At 37.0% G+C, this 20521-nt stretch carries 10 protein-coding genes; 2 read left to right on the top strand and 8 right to left on the bottom strand.

The features are described 5' to 3' along the window. Window positions 1-16: 16 nt before the first annotated feature. The 8 genes from BGC7_RS09425 to BGC7_RS09390 form a co-directional block, all read right to left on the bottom strand. Complete coding sequence (locus tag BGC7_RS09425; RefSeq protein ID WP_050701329.1) at window positions 17-1390, bottom strand: glycoside hydrolase family 76 protein; 1374 nt, start codon at window positions 1388-1390, stop codon at window positions 17-19. A 28-nt stretch (window positions 1391-1418) separates the two neighbouring features. After that, on the bottom strand, window positions 1419-2651 hold the full coding sequence (locus BGC7_RS09420; protein ID WP_050701328.1) for a SusE domain-containing protein: 1233 nt from the start codon (window positions 2649-2651) through the stop codon (window positions 1419-1421). 89 nt (window positions 2652-2740) lie between these two features. Beyond that, the gene (locus tag BGC7_RS09415) at window positions 2741-4537 is read right to left on the bottom strand and encodes a LamG-like jellyroll fold domain-containing protein (protein WP_050701327.1); all 1797 of its coding nucleotides are present in this window, start codon (window positions 4535-4537) and stop codon (window positions 2741-2743) included. 24 nt (window positions 4538-4561) lie between these two features. After that, a complete protein-coding gene (locus BGC7_RS09410; protein ID WP_050701326.1) occupies window positions 4562-6865 on the bottom strand; it encodes a GH92 family glycosyl hydrolase in 2304 nt (767 codons plus the stop codon). A 130-nt stretch (window positions 6866-6995) separates the two neighbouring features. After that, on the bottom strand, window positions 6996-8486 hold the full coding sequence (locus tag BGC7_RS09405) for a glycoside hydrolase family 125 protein (RefSeq protein ID WP_050701325.1): 1491 nt from the start codon (window positions 8484-8486) through the stop codon (window positions 6996-6998). A 205-nt stretch (window positions 8487-8691) separates the two neighbouring features. After that, the gene (locus BGC7_RS09400; protein ID WP_082206604.1) at window positions 8692-10971 is read right to left on the bottom strand and encodes a GH92 family glycosyl hydrolase; all 2280 of its coding nucleotides are present in this window, start codon (window positions 10969-10971) and stop codon (window positions 8692-8694) included. A gap of 135 nt (window positions 10972-11106) precedes the next feature. Continuing rightward, window positions 11107-13653 carry a Kelch repeat-containing protein gene (locus BGC7_RS09395; RefSeq protein ID WP_050701324.1) on the bottom strand — a complete coding sequence of 849 codons (2547 nt, stop codon included), beginning with the start codon at window positions 13651-13653 and terminating at the stop codon, window positions 11107-11109. 164 nt (window positions 13654-13817) lie between these two features. Next, window positions 13818-16379 carry a glycoside hydrolase family 95 protein gene (locus BGC7_RS09390; RefSeq protein ID WP_050701323.1) on the bottom strand — a complete coding sequence of 854 codons (2562 nt, stop codon included), beginning with the start codon at window positions 16377-16379 and terminating at the stop codon, window positions 13818-13820. Window positions 16380-16587: 208 nt separating this feature from the next. Here BGC7_RS09390 and BGC7_RS09385 point away from each other — a divergent pair, with 208 nt between their 5' ends. Both BGC7_RS09385 and BGC7_RS09380 read left to right on the top strand, forming a co-directional pair. Then, a complete protein-coding gene (locus BGC7_RS09385) occupies window positions 16588-19002 on the top strand; it encodes a TonB-dependent receptor (protein ID WP_050701322.1) in 2415 nt (804 codons plus the stop codon). A gap of 220 nt (window positions 19003-19222) precedes the next feature. Further along, complete coding sequence (locus tag BGC7_RS09380; protein ID WP_050701321.1) at window positions 19223-20308, top strand: PepSY-associated TM helix domain-containing protein; 1086 nt, start codon at window positions 19223-19225, stop codon at window positions 20306-20308. Window positions 20309-20521: the final 213 nt, after the last annotated feature.

Genomic DNA, 20521 nt, shown 5'->3' with positions numbered 1-20521 from the left:
TAAAATTTATGTTTTCTTAGTATATACGATCTTCAGATTCTTTTCCTTTTGCCCAATCTTCGTAGCGAGCTCTGATCTCTATCAACGTTGCAGCCGGAACCTGAGCATTAGTCGCTATATCACAAACGCCATCGGTTCCCCGATTACCGGCAGTAGGAGCCTGAGCCCAATGATACTGATAAAAATAACGATTTGGATTATGTCCAAATGTCCATAAAACATCAGAGCTACTTCTTAAGGCATTAATGAACTTCTTCTTGGTATTTTCTGTATATATCTTATTAGTCGGTTGCTTTAACATATCCAGAAAATAACGAAGGAATACGCCACGAAATAATAGGTTATCTCCATTAGATCCTTCGCCAGAGAATATAGGATAAGTGCTATCCATCTTTTTATTAACCTGATAAGAACCGAATGCTACCGCATTGCGCAGATATTCTTCATCTCCAGTCGCATTATATAATTCGAGAGCCGATGCCATAAATGTTCCCTGATTATAAGACAGAGCTACTTTATCCGGTTTCCATTGCGCGGGATCGGAATTCTCGACACTCATATTATCGTATACTTGTCCCGTAGATATATCGCAAAGAAATTGGCTCATCCACGCATAAACTTCCTGTGCAAAGTTTAAATAATATGCGGCTTCTTCATCTTTTCCTTCTTTCTTACAGATTTTATACAACTTCATGGCCAAAAGACATCCGGGACCATTGGAACAAGACATACGAGAATAAGGAGAATCCCATTTCCAAGCAAGACCTTTCCGCGCTGTAGCTTTAAGATCGTTTCCATAACCGGCAACATCTTCAGCTTTCTCGTTCTTTGCTGTTTTGATAAACTTCCACTGAGTCATTGTTGCATCCCAAAACACTTGTTCGCCTGTAATATCATACATACGAGCAGTAGTCAGGGCACACCATAGCATATCGTCATAAAAGTTATTCCACAACCCTTCACTATTTGGATATCTGTTTCCCCAATGATTTCGACCGTTCCAGTATTTCATTCCTGAAAGCCAAGGTTCGAATGCATCTCTATATTTCTGTTCTCCGGTACGGATATAGGCATCTATAAGAACATCCATAGCATGAGGTTGCATCCAGTATCCAAATCCAAACTGTCTTTCGTCAGGCTCGGATCCACTCTCGATTTTATTAGGATCATGCCACTTGAGTGCAGCCAAAAAATAATGCTCTCCGGGAGCTGATGGGTCGTCATTGCAGAAAAAATATTTCAGGAAATCACCGGTGCTTGAATTACTAGCTTCAGTCCAATCTACATTTGAAACATATTCTCCACTAGCATCCCCTTTATATATATCTTCGTCGTCTCCACAAGAAAGCAGAGAGAGAAACAATAGGGAAAGTATAATGTATTTTTTCATTCTTTATTTACTTTTTAATTTTCTAAAATTACTCTACAGCCACCCAACGATGTGTATATACACCATAGTCGGCATTGAGATATATAGTTACATCTGTTCTTACAGTTGCCTCCCACTTATTATCTTTGAACTCTCCCCATTGCAACAATGTGTCATCATATCTGAAAGAGTAGTCCCAATCGCCGGACATCTCATACATATTGAAATAAGAATAATCTAAATTACCATTGTCGTCTCTTTTTGGAGAACCTCCATCCTTTATATTGCTACCCCAATTCATCCTCACATTTCCTTCCGAAGTAACTGTCTCCATTCTGAAATGATAGCGGGTTTCTCCTCCGGCAGCCCAACTCTCTTTACGTTTGTGGGCTAAGAAGCTTTTCACCCCCCATTTACCGTATCCGAGATAACTAAACTCCTGAGAATAAGACCCTGCTATACAGTAGAGATATAATTTTTTGATTTCAATCGTTTCCATCTCCTGAGTATTAAAATTCAGAGTTATTCTATATATTCCGTCTGTATTTTGTACACATTCGTAAGTTTCTCCTTCGAGTCTTTGTCTAAGTTTTCCTCCTGAATAATAATAGATATATTGTTCACCATCCTTCTCGCAAGTGAATAGATATGTCTTATCTTTTTTCATTTTCAGATAAACCTGATAGATACCATCATCTATCCGTGACATTTCCTGTGCTTTTGAAATATCCCCTCCATCTTCTGTAGCTGTACCGGTAATCAATAGATGATCTTCTTCTGTAGGTATATCATCTATACCATCCATCATGAAGATAGTAAATGTACCTTCCAGACTACTCAAAGACTGATCCAGCCCACAATAGGCCCTAACTTTCCATCTTAGGGTACCATTACTATTACATTTAAACTTAGCAAGGCGTCCTATCGCATTCATCTGAAAATGAGACAAGGTCAGTTTTGTCTCTAGCGCCTCCTTATCTGATTTTAGAACCTCTATTGGATTAGAAAAATCTCCATCATTTGTGTCAAATAGTACTTCATAACGAAAGACCGTATTTCCTTTTACTACTGTTGGTATCCATGACAGTACAATATCTTCCACTGATGTTCCTGATAAAATAACGCGTTCTCCACTTGCCATAGAAGTAAGGGTACGCACCGGCTCAGGTGGTACTATAGGCTCATAGTCTTCCTGATTAAATCCAGGATTAATTTCGTTACTGCATGCAGCAAAAGCTATCAGACAGAACAAAACTATTAGATTCGACAACCTGTTTTTCATATATTTTATTTGTTTTTTATTAATTCCATTTTAATATCATCCCCTGAAAATTATAATTTTCAGGGGGATCTGATCAAGACATTGTTACATCACGGACATCCGGCCTCTACCCACTTATCTGCAGGAAAAGATTTAGGATTAGTAACACTTACAGCCTGATTATCATAAACCACAGCATCGCAAGTTCCTGCAAGGTCTTCAATAGATGGTGTTGCTATGCCGTAACCAAATATCCAATGAGAAATCAAGCCTTTTGGAGAAGATTCTGTTAATGAACAAGCATTATTTCTTATCTGTTCGGCGGTACGAGCAACCTTCCAAACACGAGCCTCTCCTATAACTCCGGATAAACCACGCCAATAATCGCTACCCACACGCCCTAAACCCAAGCCAGGTGCATTGCTGGTCTGAGTAAGGTCTACAGTTTTTCGATCAAAATTAATAGCCGTAGAACTCTCGAAGTTTGTATATAACTCGCCATTAATATATAATTTGTGTCTTTGCGTAGGATCAGACAAAGTACCATCAAACACCAATACTAAATGATACCATTTATTCGCATCCATTATTGGGTTGGTTACCAATTTTTGCTCAGTTCCGTTAAACTTACTTACAAGTTCTATCTTTTGAGGAAGAGCATCTCTCTCTCCACGAAGGAGTAAGTTCCCCTCTAAGCCTATAAAACCTTGCAGGCCTCGTCCTCCTGCCAGTTTTACTTTCACCTCATATGTAACCTGAGATAGAGATTTGTAGTCTGCACTATTAGATAATGCACCATAGTTAGCAATTAAACAATAGTCTAATCCTATGTTCATTGCCAAAGGAGAAATTGTTACCGGGACTTTTTTGCTTTTACCTCGAATATCGGTTATCGTAACGGATGTAGTCCCTGCTTTCTTTGCTGTAACCGTAACCTCGGAGCCCACAACGCTCGCAGTTATCAGATTCTCATTTTCGGATACAACCGAATAATCTCCATTACCCTCTGTTATATTGAACTTACCGCTCAATCTAGTTCCTATAATATTGAGAGCGGCGATATCTGTTTCCAATTCTTTAGGAAGAACGGTTACTTCAATATCTTTCGTTGCTCCTTTTTGATCTGTTACAGTAATTGTTGTTGTTCCAACAGCAACCGATTTTATTGTAATAGTATTATTTGCTTCAGAAGCAGTAGCAATTCCTTCCGGGTTGTAAGAGAACTTATAGCCTCCATTTCCGCCTAGAATATTAATATCTCCTGTCTTATTAGGACCAACCAAAGACAACTCGTATTTGCCAAGTTCTAATTCTACAATTTTGATAAGAACATTTACTTCTGCAATCTGCTCCTTCTTGTCTTTTATTATAATCTTAGCATTACCTTCGCTCAATGCCTTTACTGTAAATATCTGACCAAACAAAGGGCCCAGTTCTATCACGCTTTCGCCACCGGCTTCTAAGGATATTTCATAACCGCCATTCCCTGTTTCTATTTTTACAGGAGTCACTGCACCTATAAACATTTCAGGGCTTGAGTTATCGACAGTCAAATCCCAAAGTTTAGCAACCTTGACTTTTACTTTGGCTATTTTTTTTCGCCCATCGACAATAAGAATCGTTGTCTCACCCAAGTTTGCATCAGAAGGAGATTTTATTGTTATTTTATCTCCTGAAACACTTGCATCGGCTACACTAGAGTCTAGGGATCTAATAGAATATTGCCCGTTTCCCGACGTAACATTTATAGTAATTTCATCTCCTTGTAGAAGAGTCACTACTGTGTTATCAACAACAAGCTCTTGTGCCGGATTAGAATTATCATCCTTGTCGTCATCGCTACAAGAAGCGATAAACAGAGGGATGATTAATCCGATTAGTAATAAATAATTTAACTTTTTTCTCATATAGATTTAGATTAGTGGTTTTTCTTATTTTTTCTCTAACTCATGTGTCAAAGAATATGGAGAATCAATTTCCAAAACACCCCTCTTGAGATTAGGTGTTGAAGACATTTCAAATCCAATTGAAGCACCTTTCATTAAGTCTTCATGCGTAAAATAATTTTTAGTATGGTTTTTACCATTTACTTTTATTGCTTTCACATAGCGATTTACTTTGTTATTGTTATTTGCTTTAATCTGTATTTGTTTTCCGTTTTCAAGATTAACTTTTACAGACTTAAATAATGGAGATCCTATAACATACTCATCAGTACCAGGACATACAGGATAGAAGCCCAAAGCAGAGAATACATACCAAGCCGAAGTCTGTCCATTATCTTCATCTCCGCAATAAGCATCAGGATTAGGATTGTATAGTTTATCCATTATCTCTCTAGACCAAAATTGAGCTTTCCAAGGTTCTCCCGAATAGTTATATAGGTAAATCATATGTTGTATGGGCTGATTACCATGGGCATATTGCCCCATATTCATAACTTGCATTTCTCTCATCTCATGTATAATTCCACGACTTTCCATACCTTTGTTGCCGGGAACAACAAAAACAGAATCCATCATCTGGTTGAACCCTTTACGACCACCCATAAGGTTAATCAACCCTTGAGGATCATGAAATACACAAAAACTCCAATGCCAACTATTGCCTTCGCAGAAAGCTCCGCTCCAATCTTCGGCGACAAAATTCTTATCAAAATCGCCATTCTCGTTACGCCCTGTCATAAGTTTATGCTCCGGATTGTAAAGCTTCTTATAATTCATAGCTCTATCTCTATAAATACCAATTTCACTCTCCGGTTTGTTCAAAGTCTTTCCTAACTTATAAATTGTCCAGTCGTTGTAAGCATATTCTAATGTGCGAGCAGCATTTTGACCTATACCTACATTATCGGGTACATACCCTAATTTATTATAAAATTCATAACCTACACGTCCTGATGCTGTTCCCGCCAGATGATTGTTTGCTCCATGCTTCAAGGCCTCCCATAAAGTTTCGATATCATATCCTCTCAAACCTTTGACATAAGCATCTGCAACTACCGAGGCTGAATTATTTCCTACCATAATATTACGATGTCCCGGACTCGCCCATTCCGGTAAAAATCCGCTTTCCTTGTATGCATTCACCAATCCTTCTTGCATTTTTTCACTTATAGAAGGATATACCATGTTAAGGAAAGGGAACAGACAACGGAAAGTATCCCAAAAACCAGTATCGGTAAACATATAGCCTGATAGCACTTGTCCATTGTAAGGACTATAATGTACAACCTCTCCTTTTGCATCTATCTCGTAGAAACTACGAGGGAAAAGTACCGAACGGTAAAAACATGAATAGAAAGTACGAAGATTATCTATGTTGTCATCTTCTACTACTATTTTACCTAATACTTCGTTCCAAATATTCTCTCCTTTACTTACAATCTGATCAAAACTATCTGCTCCCAACTCTTTCAGGTTGAGTTCAGCCTGATCGAAACTGATAAAAGAAGAGGCTACTTTAGCATGTACAACCTCTCCTTTTTTAGTTTCAAAACCAATGATAGCTCCGGCATGATTCTCTTTTGCCTCAAACTCGCCTTTACGTATTTCGTTATCGCCAACAGAAGCTGTATAGGCAAACGCTTTGTCGAAAGTAATAACAAAATAATTTTTGAAATTGTCAGGAACTCCTCCTGAGTTTCGGGTAGTATAACCTATTATCTTATTTTCCTGAGGAATAATCTTAATATATGAACCTTTATCGAAAGCATCTATTACAACATATGATTTATCGCTTTTGGGAAATGTAAAGCGAAACATAGCTGCACGATCAGTCGGTGTAATCTCTGTTGTTATATCATGGTCGGCTAAATAAACCTTATAGTAATGGGGCTTTGCAACTTCTGCTTTGTGAGAAAACCAACTTGCCCGCTTGTCCTGATCGAACACAGCCTTTCCTGTAATTGGCATTATAGAAAACTGTCCATAATCATTCATCCAAGGACTTGGTTGGTGAGTTTGTTTAAATCCTCTAATCTTATCTGCAGTATAGGTATATACCCACCCGTCTCCCATTCCTCCGGTTTGTGGAACCCAAAAATTCATTCCCCAAGGACGAGCTATAGCAGGATAAGTGTTCCCTGTTGATAATTCGAATTTGGACAGAGTTCCTGTTAGAGTATTAACATAGTCGACCGGCTTGAAAGTACCTTGAGCTGTCGATAAAAAAGTAGCTGATATTACACACAAAAGCGTAAGAACACATCTTCTAAAATTGCTGTTAGAATTCATTACTTGGTTTATTATTATATTTATTTCGGATTATATTATTGTTTTTATTACTCTCAAAATAAGAGCCTATAACATTTATCATTATAAGCTCTTATGAGAACCCAAACAACCCCAATTCCATGTATTGGATTTACTCTATACTATTAAGTAATTCTATTTTACCTTCATTTACCGTTTTCAGAATCAATTCGCCAAACAGAGTATTCTGCCAGGCAAACCACGCACGGGTGAAATCGTGTGGATCATTTTTGTTAAATGATTCATGGATAAAGCCTGTTCCGGCATCGGTATCCATTACCATTTTTATACACTCCTTCAGTTCCTTATCATCCTGGCTAGTGAATGCTTTCATCATAATACTCATAGGCCATACCATATCATAACCAATATGTGGCCCTCCGATACCTTCTCCCGCAGTTCCTTTAAAGAAATAGGGGTTATCTTTGCTCCATACAAAATTTCGTGTATTCTGGTAGATCGGGTCATTAATATCCACATCTCCAAGATAGGCTAATGACAGCAGACTAGGTGCATTAGAATCATCCATCAAATATTGATTACCAAACCCATCTACTTCGAATGCATAGATAGTACCATATTCAGGGTGATTAAATGTTGCATATTTTTTAAGGGCACTTTCAACTTCTTCGGCTAAGGCAGTACACTCTTTAGCTAAAGAGCCTTCATTATTTACTGTTTCTAATATTTCAGCAGCTTTTCTTAACGATGTCACTGCAAAAAAGTTAGAAGGTACTAGAAACTGATAAGTAGTAGCATCATCTGACGGACGAAAAGCAGAGACAATCAACCCTACAGGATTAACCGGATTGCCCAGTCCATTATTATTTAATGTATCGAGCTGACGTTCGGTCTTACGCTGAAACTTATATGGACCTACACCATCCTTACGTTGCTGTTCCCGAAAAGTTTTCAGCACATTCTTTATAGCATCTAACCACTCTGCGTCGAAAACACTAGCATCTCCTGTCGTTCTCCAATAATGATACGCCAGCCTGATAGGATAACATAAAGAATCTATTTCCCATTTGCGTTCATGAAGCTCAGGCTTCATATCAGTCATATCCGATTCCCAATGGTTTCCTACAAGAATAGCCCCATCATTAAAGGCATTCGCATAAGGATCTATGATTATACATTTAAATTGACGGCGAATAACTCCTGCCAACATTTTTTTTAGTTTTTCGTCTTTATTTGCCAACTGCACATAAGGCCATACCTGTGCTCCCGAATCGCGTAGCCACATTGCGTGTATATCTCCTGTATATACAAAAGTATCATCTTTTCCATCGGTCAAACGATAATGTACTGTTGTATCGAGCGTATTAGGAAAACAGTTTTCGAACATCCATGCCAGCTTAGGATTCTTCAATAGTTTTTTTACACGAAGAATCTCATTTTCCACTGCAGCAGAAGAAAACAGACGCTTATCTTTATCAGGTCTATTCGATTTATAACGATTTTGGTTAACTGTAGTATTATCCTGTTCAATCTTTATCTTCTCATAAGATCTTGCTGAGGCATAAACCTCATTTGAAATCACTATTGAACCTAAAACGCCTAAACCGAATAAAGCTTTTCTTATAACTTTCATATTTTTCATGGAAACTAAATTGTTATTTACATCAACTGATTTTACAATTATGGTTTTTCATTCTGACACAAATGTAGAGATGTTACATTCTATTTAAAAAATGTGCAACATTCAAATTTACACTGTGGCACAAATGCTAACTATATTGTCATAAATATTAACCCATATATAGCAGGGAAACTCTAATAAACACACCTCAGAGAGCATAATCCTTTCACTTAACATACATACTAAATGATGGAGGAAGTGCATCATCCGAAGAAGCCCAATCTTTGTTAGGATGTTTTCCCATTACCAATTCAAGATGGCCTCCTTTTACTACATCACTATGTAAGATCCAGGATTTATTCAATACTTTCCCATTCAGCTTTGCAGACTGAATAAATTTGTTTTCGGGAGCATAGTTCTTACATAACACCTCGAATGTTTTTCCGTTTCCAACATCTAGCTTTACAGTCTCGAAAGTCGGACTCCCTATTACATACATAGGCAATCCGGGTGTAACAGGATAAAACCCTATAAGAGAAAAGACCACAAAAGAAGTTAATCCTCCACCGTCTTCATCCCCGGGTATACCCATTAAATCGTTCCGAAACCACTGTTTGAGTAGATTACGCACTCTTTTTTGAGTTCTCCATGGCTGTCCTGCATAATTGTACAGATAAGGTATATGCATAGAAGGCTCATTACCCATCGAGAACTGTCCTACAATTCCTGTATGATCTCCAAACTGATGATGAAAATCGGGACGCCCTTTCCCTAGAGGGGTAGAGTACATACGCTCCAGTTCTTCGACAAAAGATCGCTTTCCTCCCATCATGTTGACCAAATCGGCAATATTATGTTGTACACCCCACCGATATACCCATGCATTATTTTCATCATATGCGTCACGGCCACCAATACCGGGAGGAAAGCGGTAATCAAGATCTTCCATAAACTTACCGGAAGCATCTTTCGGATGGAAGAACTTTGTTTCTTTATTGAATATTTTATGGTAGTTCAAACTACGATCGGAGAAATACGTTGCATCTTTCTCTTTACCTAAAGCTTTTGCAATAAGAGACAGACACCATTCATCATAAACTGTACCCAAAGTAACAGCTACTGGTTGCCGTTTTTCCCATCCATGAACCTCAGGAACAGTTTCCTGTTCTCCTTTAGCCAAAGCAGGAAAATAACCATGATCTTTATAGAACCGATCTAATATTCCTGCGGGTTTAGAAGACCAGGGTGCAAGAGTTTTTTCCGTTATGGCCGCTTTACAAGCAACATATGCTTTTTCGAGATCAAAACCTCTCAATCCTTTGTTGTAAGCATCTATGACCATCGCTACTCCATGATTTGCATTCATACGACGACTGTCTCCCGTAACTTCAGGAAAGTTTGGCATCCATGGTCTTTCCATCTGATCGGCCATACGCAGATAAGAATTAATCATATCCACTTCTTTTTTCGAATCTATAATAACTCGTAATGGATGTGTTGCCTGATGCGTATCCCAAATCCAATCATCGGTATAGAATGGAATTCCTTCATCATTATGAACCTTCTTATCGAATGCGCTATAATACCGACCATCTTCTGATATACAGATCATACGCTCATAGATACGATATAATGAAGTGTAGAAAACAGTTTTTGCATTTTCGTCACTTCCTTTTACTGCTATTTTACCCAATGTAGAGTTCCATATTTCTCTTCCTTTATTAGCGACTCCGGACAAATCGTAAGAAGCAATTTCTCTTTCCAAATTTTTCTTGGCTTGTTCTACACTGATGAAAGACACTCCATAACGAGCCTTTATCTCTTTTACAACTATCGGATACTCGGATATAAAATATGCGTTATGTCCACTCGTCGTATTCACCGCAGAATCTATAAGCTCGCCTTTATGTGTACCGACCTTTAAAGGCTGTATATTCGTCTCAAAATAAATGTAAACACGTGTATCATTATCCAGCTTCTGATAACCACTTATAGTGTTTCCTTTCGAAGTAAGCTCTCCATTACCCGTATTAAAAACCAAGAAAGGAGACTTTCCCGATTCATTGAATTGAATACGGTAAATACCAGCCTGATGAGAAGGGGCATACTCTACATGAATATTATAATCGTCTAAATCGACACTATAATAATAAGGTCTGATTATTTCATTATCATAACCAAAGTCTATTACACTTTTCATATCTTTTATTTCTCCCTGATAAGGACTAAGATTGAAAGCAGAACTTCCTCTATGGCTCGTCACAATAAGAGGAAGCCCTCTCACGGTATTACCTGTATAGTCTCCTCTTTCGGGATATACCCGAAGCATGCTATTAGGGAGATGTATAGTAGGGTATGTAGGTACAAGCATGTGGCTTATATTCCCTATGTAAGGATTAACGTAATTGACAGGCTGCGTCTCTTTCTGAGCTCTCCCCTGAATTGTTGTTAAAAAAAACAACATAATCAGAAGAGACAAGCCAATGGTATTTTTCTTTTTCTTCATAAATAAAAATTAATAGATATCGTTTTTCGGCACTGTTAATAAAACAGCACAAACCTACACCAGAAGTATTAACCGAGGTATTAATTAAATATTAACCAGCTATGAATAATAAGAAAAGAATAAATAAAAGCTCTATTATTTATGTGTTATGATCATCTCATATGTGAGTTTAGGCTCTTCTCCTAAAATATTTATATAATCGGAATGGAATTTATCGTAACTCTGTTTCGACAGCCCCTTTTGCCCAAGTTTATATAAGCTTCGACATTTAATCCGAATAGCATCTTCATCGATATCATCATGAGACAAAATAACATCTGCTAGTTTAACGAGAAACTTTAAGTCTTTCTGAGAAGAGTCCTGTAGAGCATACTTAAGTAAAAAATCAATAAGAAGGATCGAATAGCCTGATTTAAATTTGTCCACCCATTCTGCAATAATATTAGGAAGAAGTACTCCCGAAGAAGTGAGACCAACTACCTTCTCAGCAATAAACTTATCTATACTTTCTACATTTTTATAGTTATTCAGAATCGGCAAAGTAGAAACATAATCACAGAATACATCTTCTCCCAACAAGACCTGCCAGTAATTACCATTCTTTTGCAGCTTTATCTCGCCAATATCTTGTAACAACAGACGTAGCTTACTGATATTTACGTTACGATTATTTGTTGCTTTATTTTTATCCATATCGAACCAGAAAGTTTCATCTAGCCTTTCCGATGTAATACCTTTACCGGATGTATTCGACTCTAAGAGGATTATAAGAAACATCTGACGAATGACAGGTGTAAAGCTTGCTGTTATGTCATTACCCATCGTGTCGAAAACCTGAAAACCGCCAAACAGAAGAATAGAAGATACATTTTTTTTCTGCGTAAAAGGAAGAATACCCATCTCTTTATTTATAGGTCTGGTCACTACTCTTGCCTCATTCCTTTGCCTACATTTCTTATAAAAAATAAAAAAAACAATACCAGCCAAAGTGATTATTAAGATAGTAGTGACAGAAAAAATAATGGAATTTGATTCTTCTCGCTCCTGCAATATGTCAGATTTTACTAAAGGTGGAAAGAGTAAAGAATATATACTTATTTCCATATCTCCATCATCGGTCTTTTGAGATACTATAGAATACAGAGATTTGTCTTTATATAGAAACATATCGCAGAAAGATTCAGTGTCCTGAAAATGATAAGGTACAGAATCTTCAAGCATTCGATATGACATATCTGATATATTAATCTCATATAGATTCAAATAACTTTTATATACATCATTTCTGTAACCTAAAGTATATATTCTTTTTGTTCCGGGATCCACAACCATAGAATTACCAAAAGTGAGGTGAGCCTGCATATCTGCAATCTCTCCTAGTTTAATACATTTTTTAGTTTGTGTATCTATTTCATACAGGTCGTATAAGTTACGAGCAGCTTCTTCTTGTACTCCTGTAGAACTTCCATAACCGCCAAAGATAAGAATCTTATTTTTGCCCAAATATGCCATCGAGGCCAAATACCGGGGTGTTATTTCATTTATGAGATCTGTATATATCCAATTATTAGCAGACAAATTACGAGTCGCCAATACAGCACTATATTTATACAATCCATAACCGCCAAAAACGACTAATTCATTCATTTCAGGATTAATAAACCTATTGTGATGTTGTATCTTTATCACCCCATTGGAAATATGCCCATCCCATCTTTGTTTTTCAAAATCAAAGTACAGTAACTCCGGTTGATCTATGTTATACGAAATAAGTCTATTGCTTCCATAATCGTAAATGAGTTGTGAAGACGCCCCAACAAAAGGCTCTCCTTCTACTTTGATCCTTCTTATAGCCTTATTTCCTATATCAATAATGAACAAGCTGTCTTTAGTTGCTGCAAAAACACATCTATTTATAGAGTCATACGCTATCTGAGGATTACCGATACTCAGTCTGAATGAGACTTCCTTATTCCATTCTGCATGCTTATCTAGTTCCCAAATCCCATTATATATATTAGCTTCAGCTTGCACTTTTTCATCATATACAATGCCTGCTCCATGTTTAGCCAAACTCCAGTGTCTTACAATATTGCCATGCTTATCTCGTATTATAAGATTGCGTATTGACATAGGAGGAACATCTGATGTATAAAAATTCCGGTGGTTATTGGCTCCAAATAATAATTTATATGTGGCTGAGTTGGAGAAAGAGTTATGCATTGCACCGTTTTTTCCGCCTAAAGAATAAAATATTGAATCTTTAGCTATTCGTATCTTTACTTTTACCCATCGATTTTCGAAGCTATTACGATCAAACTTATATTCAGAAAAAGCCTGAGTTCCTTTCACATCATTCAATATGAAGTTTATCCGATTTTCTCCAATATAAGATGTCATATCCAAGCTCGCCGTATCATTCTCTATAAGCCTGAATACATAACCATAGGAATGCGGGGAATATCTGAGTTTAAGATCAAATTCTAATGTAAAACCGGAAGTTAGATGAATAGGATTGTTAAAAGTAAAATCAGCCTTAGTCCGCTCATCCTTATTTACTTCATGTGATCTAAAAGTCAGACCTATAGAGTAATATTTATCTATTTCTTTCGAATAAACCCCACCCGATACAAGAAGTAACAAAAATAAAAAAATGCAATATTCGGTTTTAATTAGAATCATGTGTTCTTTTGTGAAAGAAGAGCACTCTCAGTATCTTCTGTCTGAAAAATCAATAAACGAAAATAAGGCAAAGGTAAGGCTTTTAGAGAAAGCCTCTTTCTTTAAAGTATTAAATATTTTAAGAAGATAAAATTACTTTACCGCGTCATCAATAAAGAAATAGCTTAAGGAACTGTGAGTACATAAGTACTATCTCTTTCGGTATTCAGGTCGAGAAGAACTGTTTCTTTCAATTCCAAATCAATTAATTGACCTGCATTGTTACCTTTTATTATATCGGGGGCAATCCCTTTAAAATAGAAAGGATTTGAATTTTCACCTATTGCAGGAACAATTTTCAGGTCATTAGATATCAAAGGTTCATGACTCCTCAACCTACAATTTCCTCCTAGAGTAGAATGAATTACCACCTCTGTTAGTTTTCTGTTTTCCCACTCCATATCTATTACAAAACCTCCTCTGCCCCTTAAGCCTTTCACACAACCATCAACCCAATTGTCAGGAAGTGCCGGCAAAAGAAAAATTTCACCACCATGACTTTGCAGAAGCATTTCTGTAATGCCCGATGTACCGCCAAAGTTACCATCTATTTGAAATGGAGGATGAGCATCGAAAAGGTTAGAGTATGTTCCTCCTCCTTTAGATGTTTTATCGGTAGCATCAACATGCCTTAACCCATTTTTCAGCATCAAGTAAGCATGATTACCATCCTCCAGACGCGCCCAAAAATTAATTTTCCAAGCCATAGCCCAACCGGTTCCACCATCTCCTCTCAATAATAATGTTTGCTTTGCCGCAGCAGCAAATTCCGGGTTGACACGAGGTAAAATTTCTTTACCGGGATGTAGTCCGAATAAATGAGAAACATGCCTATGTTTAGTGTCCTGCTCTTCGAAATCAGAGAACCACTCCTGCAACTGACCCTTAGCACCCAGATGTGGAGGATATAATCTGTCTCGGGCGCCTATCAATTGTTGACGAAAATCATTGTCTATCCCCAAAACTTCAGAAGCGGCAATACAGTTCGTGAACAAATCCCATATGATAGCCATATCCATTGTTGAAGCTTTTGAGATCCCCCCGTACATAATTCTTCCATCTTTAGAGTATTTAAATAAATTTTCTGGCGAAGTAGAAGGGTTAGTTACTAAATAGTTTGTCTCATTATCTTGTTGAAGCCACTCGAGCATAAACTCCGCAGCACCTTTCATCAATGGATAAGCTGTTGTCTGCAAGAATTTTTTATCGCCACCGAAAGCGTAATGTTCCCACAGGTGCTGAACAAACCAAGCACCAGCCATAGGCCAACACGTAACATGAGCTATATCAGCTTTATCTGAGTTATATCCGCCCGATGTGTATGACATTGACCAAATATCACTGTTGTGATGGGCTACCCAGCCCTTATCTATACCATAATTTACAGAAGCTGTTTTATTACCATTAACGCTTAAAGAACTCAAAAAGTCAAACAATGGTTTATGGCACTCTTGAAGCCCTGTTATTTCAGCTGGCCAATAATTCATTTGTGTATTTATATTCACAGTGTATGCCGATCCCCATGGCGGTTGAATATGAGGATTCCATAGACCTTGCAAAGTAGAAGGCAAACCGGCTGCCCGCGACGAGGCTATAGTCAGATAACGACCATATTGATAGTACAGCTCGACTAACCCATTGTCAGAATCATCTTTACTAAATAATTTTAAACGTTCATCAGTAGGTAAAACATTTTTATTGTTTGAATTTCCTAAGGACAACTCCACTCTGCTAAACAAAGACTGATAATCTTCAATATGATTATGCAACAATTCGGCATACGTTTTTTTACATGCTGCTTCTATTTGAGACGAAGCCTTTAAATTAGGATTTACACCTTGTTTTCCGGGTGATTTGTCAAAGCCATTGAAACTTGTTGCTGTAGATAGTATTATTGTTGCGGAGTTTGCACCAACAAGGGTTAATACACTATCTTTATTTATAAGGTGTCCCCCATTTGGTAAAACTCTCAGATGAACTTCAAAGTCAGTACCTTCATCTTGTGTATAGACTATCTGTTCGGGTTCATAAGAACGATGAGCGACATATTTAGGCGCTTTACCTCTTAAAATAATACTGCTATCATTCCCTTTCTGTACATTGTATTTTAATTTACTCCCAAGCGAAACATCAAATTCTACTGCACCCTCTTTATCTGCCTCTAGTCTTATTACCATTACCTGATCAGGATAAGAAATAAAACTTTTGCGGGTATAATTTACTCCATTTGCAGAAAAGTTGACAGAAGCCAAAGCTCTTGAAATATCCAAATCTCTATAAACAGCTTTTGCACTATCTTTACTCGCCATATTTAAGTATAAATCGGCTAAAGGCAGATAGCGAGCCGAATAGGGGCCTTGTGCATTCTCCTTCCATAATTGGGCTGCTTTCTGATAATCTCCATCATTTATCGCTTGTCTAATAGCCGCCAAGCTATCCTTCGCTTTCGGATTATTACCATCTACAGGGTATCCTGACCAAAGAGTATTATCGTTAAGCTGTATAAACTCATTCAATGAATTACCAAACACCATTGCTCCTATTCGACCATTACCTAAAGGAAGAGCTTCTTCCCATACTTGGGCAGGTTTATCATACCAAAGTTTCAAGAATTGTGCTTTTGGCTCTATTTGACAAACAGCTATAATCGGGTAAAGGATGAATGCATATAATAAATATTTTCTCATAGATATTTTTCAACAGTAAACAGTTAACAAATATATCAAATAATTCGTTAATAGGCATTTTCCGAACTTTTATATAACATGCAATCCCTATTTATAATGATAAGAAAAGGTCAATATCATTATATTTTGTGATTGATAAAAAAGCTTAATATAGTGACCTTTGCGCTCGATTATATTTTTTATTCACAAAAAAGCTATACAGTAAATTATGAGAAAAATTTATTTACTACTATTATTTTTAGTTATAAATATCTCTTTTATTGCAGCACAAACGATAAAAGGTAAAGTTCTAGATGAAAAAGGACAGCCTTTAGTTTCTGCAACAGTTGTAATAAAAGAACTAAATAGAGGTGTATCTACCGATAGCGAAGGTAAATTCAGATTTGTAAGATTACCTAAGAGAGAATTAACAGTAGAAGTTGGTTTTGTCGGTTATGATAACAATGTCAAAAAAATAAATTTTGATACTGAAGAAGAAGTACATCTACTATTCAATATGGTAACAAATACATATCTCGAAGAGGTAGAAGTATTTGGAGAACGCTACAAGCAGCCCGAAAAGCTAGATGCTATTACTCGTATGCCACTTCGTCCAAGTGAGCAAATACAAAGTATTTCTGTAATATCCGATAAAGTGATATCTGAACAAGGAGCACTTACAATCACAGATGCAGTAAGAAATGTTCCTGGAGTTACGCTATTCGGTTCTTATGGTGGTGTACGTGAAAGTATGTCTAGTAGGGGATATCGTGGCGTACCTGTTTTGAAGAATGGTGTACGTATCGACTCCGACTTCCGTACAGGATCTATTACTTCAGACATGCAGGGAGTTGAAAGCATTCAGGTTATAAAAGGCTCTGCAGCAGTCACACAAGGTGTTGGAAACGACTTAGGTAGCCCTGGAGGTGTGATAAATGTGGTAACTAAGACTCCTAAATTCGTTAATGGAGGAGAAGTCTCAATACGTACCGGAAGCTGGGGGCAATTTCGTCCTACATTTGATGTACAATCAGTATTAGATAAGGGTAAAACAGTAGCATTCCGTTTAAATGGAGCTTACGAACGTTCGGATGGCTTTAGAAAACATGTTTCTATGAACAGAGTATATATAAATCCATCTTTGGAATGGAGGCCCGATAGCAAAACGACTGTTACATTAGAAATGGATTACATGGATGAAAATAAGACTCCAGACAGAGGAACAATAAATCTGGCGGGTCCAGATACTGAAGCTTTGTACAAAATGCCACTCAATCAGTTTTTGGGATTTAATACAGACAATACGAGCAACAAAACATCTACATATGCAGCACGTATAGTACGTCAAATTGCTGATAAAGTAAGTATCAGGGCGGCTTATTTTAATTCCTCTTACAATTCTGATCAAACAGGAGCAGCTTTGGACACAATAAAAGGAGGATACTCAAATCCAGAAAGACAGCGCTCATTAAATCGCTCATTGAGAGAAGACAAGAACTCAACATTCCAACTTGACTTAATTGGTCGAGATATATTTACAGGGTCAATTAAACATACTTTCCAATTAGGATTCGATTATAAAAAGAATGACCTGATGACTAATTCATATGGTTATTTGAACGCTAAAGGAAAATTTGTTACACCTATTATAGATACAATCAACGCTACAAGTGGTAACATAAACAATGGCGCTCCAAAAATCCCTAACGGACAATGGAATCTGGGAGATCCTGTAATATCTCAGGAGTCGAGCTATGGAATAATGGCTCAAGAGGTTATGACTATCAACCAATATCTGAAAGCAATATTAGGGCTACGTTATAGTTACCAGACAAGTACTAGTGGAACTGGCTCTGGACAAACTACAGGAGACGCATGGGATCCTATAATAGGAGTTATGATTACGCCAATTAAGAATATAAATCTATTCGGCTCATATACTACTACCACAAGTCTTCGTTCCGCTGCACAATTGAAAGAAGATGGTTCTGCTATAGGGGCATCACGTTCTAAACAATACGAAGTTGGTATCAAATCTGATTGGTTAGACAATCGGCTACGTTTCAATTTCACTTACTTCAACATACTCAATTCGAATACATCCTACGGTATATACTCTACCGTTAATGATAGAACTCCATTGTATTACGACAATGCAGGTGATCTGAAAAGAGATGGTATTGAAGTAGAATTATCGGGACGTATCTTAGAGAACTTACAGATAATGACAGGTTATGCTTATGTAAATCCTCGCTATAAAAATAGTCCGGCATACAAAGAGGGATCTGCACCCATTAATACGGCTAAACATACGGCTAATGGCTGGTTAAATTATTTAATAAACAAAGGACCTCTAAAAGGACTATCTGCAGGTTTAGGAGTTTATTATGTAGGAGATCGCCCGTCTAATGATTATACAATTACTGTCGCTATACACAATACACAACCGAATGTAAAACCATTCGACATGCCTGCATATACAACTGTAAACGCACAGTTAGCATACACATATAGCAAATTTACAGCAAGAGTATTCTTTAATAACATCTTTGATGAGGTTGGCTACAACTCTTATTTCCGTGGAGGTTACATCAATCAGATAGATCCTCGCAATTTTGCTGCAGTTGTATCATATAAATTCTAAATTAATCACCATTTGTTGTTACTAGCCACATTGAATATCACCATATATTGCGATTGTATAATAGATAAAATATACCGACCTTTGTAATGATGATAGTTGATTTAATCTGGTATCAATAGCCAAAGAGATTTAGATTAAAGAATTACTTAACTTTGATGATAGTATCCGATGTTTTTTGCTTCGTACATTAAACATCGGATTTTTTTTAACGACAACCCGTATGCGCATTTTTCTAAAGAAGCTACACAAATGGCTTTCTCTACCCGTAGGAATTATTATCACAATAGTATGTTTAACCGGAGCAATACTTGTATTTCAAGACGAAATACTAGAATTAGCTAACCCCACACATTATTACATAGACGAAATAAAGGAAAGCCCCATTCCTTTGGCAGAGCTTATTCCTATTGTTAATGCACAACTAGATAGTAACACTGTAGCTAGTGTAAAGATAACATCCGACCCAAAACGGACTTATACAATGTCCTTAACTAAAGGTTTTCGCGAATCTGCTTTTGTAAACCAATATACAGGAGAGGTTACCGGATATTATAAGTTCAGAGAAAGTCCTTTTTTTACTATAATGACTCTTCATCGTTGGCTGATGGATGGTAGTCGCACGTGGGGGAAATATACTGTAGGAATATCGACATTACTTTTCACAATAATACTCATTAGCGGGTTCATTGTTTGGATGCCACGACGCTTTAATAAGAGTCGTTTCAAAATACAATTTCGAAAAGGAAAGAAACGGTTATTTTATGATTTACATAATGTCTTAGGAGCATATGCCTGCCTTGTACTCCTCATTTGTGCTTTAACAGGCATGATGTGGTCTTTCGATTGGTATAGAAATTCTGTCTTTCGTCTCTTTGGCGCTGAGATCAAACAAGAGCAAGGACATGGAGGGGGACAACGTGGCGAAAAGAAAGAAAAGCAAGAAACCAATATATTGAACTGGCAAAAGATATTCGATAATCTGGCAGCATCAAATAAGGATTACGAATACATACAAATACAGGATGGATCAGCCTCTGTACATTTAAAATCATCTATTACATCTCGAGCCTCTGATAAGTACGGATTTAATAAAGAATCGGGAGAAATAACAAAAACAACCCTATTCAAAGACCAAGAAACAACTACAAAAGTTTGGGCTTGGGTATATTCGCTCCATGTGGGTAACTATTGGGGAATATGGTCGAAAATATTCACTTGTTTTTTCTCTCTTGTAGGAGCCAGCCTACCCATTACCGGATATTATATTTTCTTCATCAAAAGAAGAAAGACAAAGAAAAACAGATAAAGATTCTCCTCAAAAAGGAATAATAGCTATATATCAGAATCAAAAAACGTTATCTATTTTACAATTTTCTATATATACTACGTTTGTTAATTTTCTTCATCGCGATCTCACATAATCCGAGCAATATATCTATGTAGTATAAACAAAATTTTTATCTTTGCCATAGCCTAACATTTTAAAGCTAAGCCAATAAAAGCGGAAAACTTCCGTTAA

It is taken from the genome of Dysgonomonas sp. BGC7 (assembly GCF_001261735.1).
In the GTDB taxonomy this organism is placed as follows: domain Bacteria; phylum Bacteroidota; class Bacteroidia; order Bacteroidales; family Dysgonomonadaceae; genus Dysgonomonas.
The sequence above is the reverse complement of the archived record's forward strand: the minus strand, read 5'-3'. Positions and strand labels throughout refer to the sequence as shown.

Bases quoted from the DNA above. Each gene is read 5' to 3' on its own strand.
- BGC7_RS09425 (WP_050701329.1), bottom strand. From the start codon at position 1,390: ATGAAAAAATACATTATACTTTCCCTATTGTTTCTCTCTCTGCTTTCT.
- BGC7_RS09400 (WP_082206604.1), bottom strand. From the start codon at position 10,971: ATGAAGAAAAAGAAAAATACCATTGGCTTGTCTCTTCTGATTATGTTG.
- BGC7_RS09390 (WP_050701323.1), bottom strand. From the start codon at position 16,379: ATGAGAAAATATTTATTATATGCATTCATCCTTTACCCGATTATAGCT.
- BGC7_RS09410 (WP_050701326.1), bottom strand. From the start codon at position 6,865: ATGAATTCTAACAGCAATTTTAGAAGATGTGTTCTTACGCTTTTGTGT.
- BGC7_RS09395 (WP_050701324.1), bottom strand. From the start codon at position 13,653: ATGATTCTAATTAAAACCGAATATTGCATTTTTTTATTTTTGTTACTT.
- BGC7_RS09380 (WP_050701321.1), top strand. From the start codon at position 19,223: ATGCGCATTTTTCTAAAGAAGCTACACAAATGGCTTTCTCTACCCGTA.
- BGC7_RS09415 (WP_050701327.1), bottom strand. From the start codon at position 4,537: ATGAGAAAAAAGTTAAATTATTTATTACTAATCGGATTAATCATCCCT.
- BGC7_RS09385 (WP_050701322.1), top strand. From the start codon at position 16,588: ATGAGAAAAATTTATTTACTACTATTATTTTTAGTTATAAATATCTCT.
- BGC7_RS09405 (WP_050701325.1), bottom strand. From the start codon at position 8,486: ATGAAAAATATGAAAGTTATAAGAAAAGCTTTATTCGGTTTAGGCGTT.
- BGC7_RS09420 (WP_050701328.1), bottom strand. From the start codon at position 2,651: ATGAAAAACAGGTTGTCGAATCTAATAGTTTTGTTCTGTCTGATAGCT.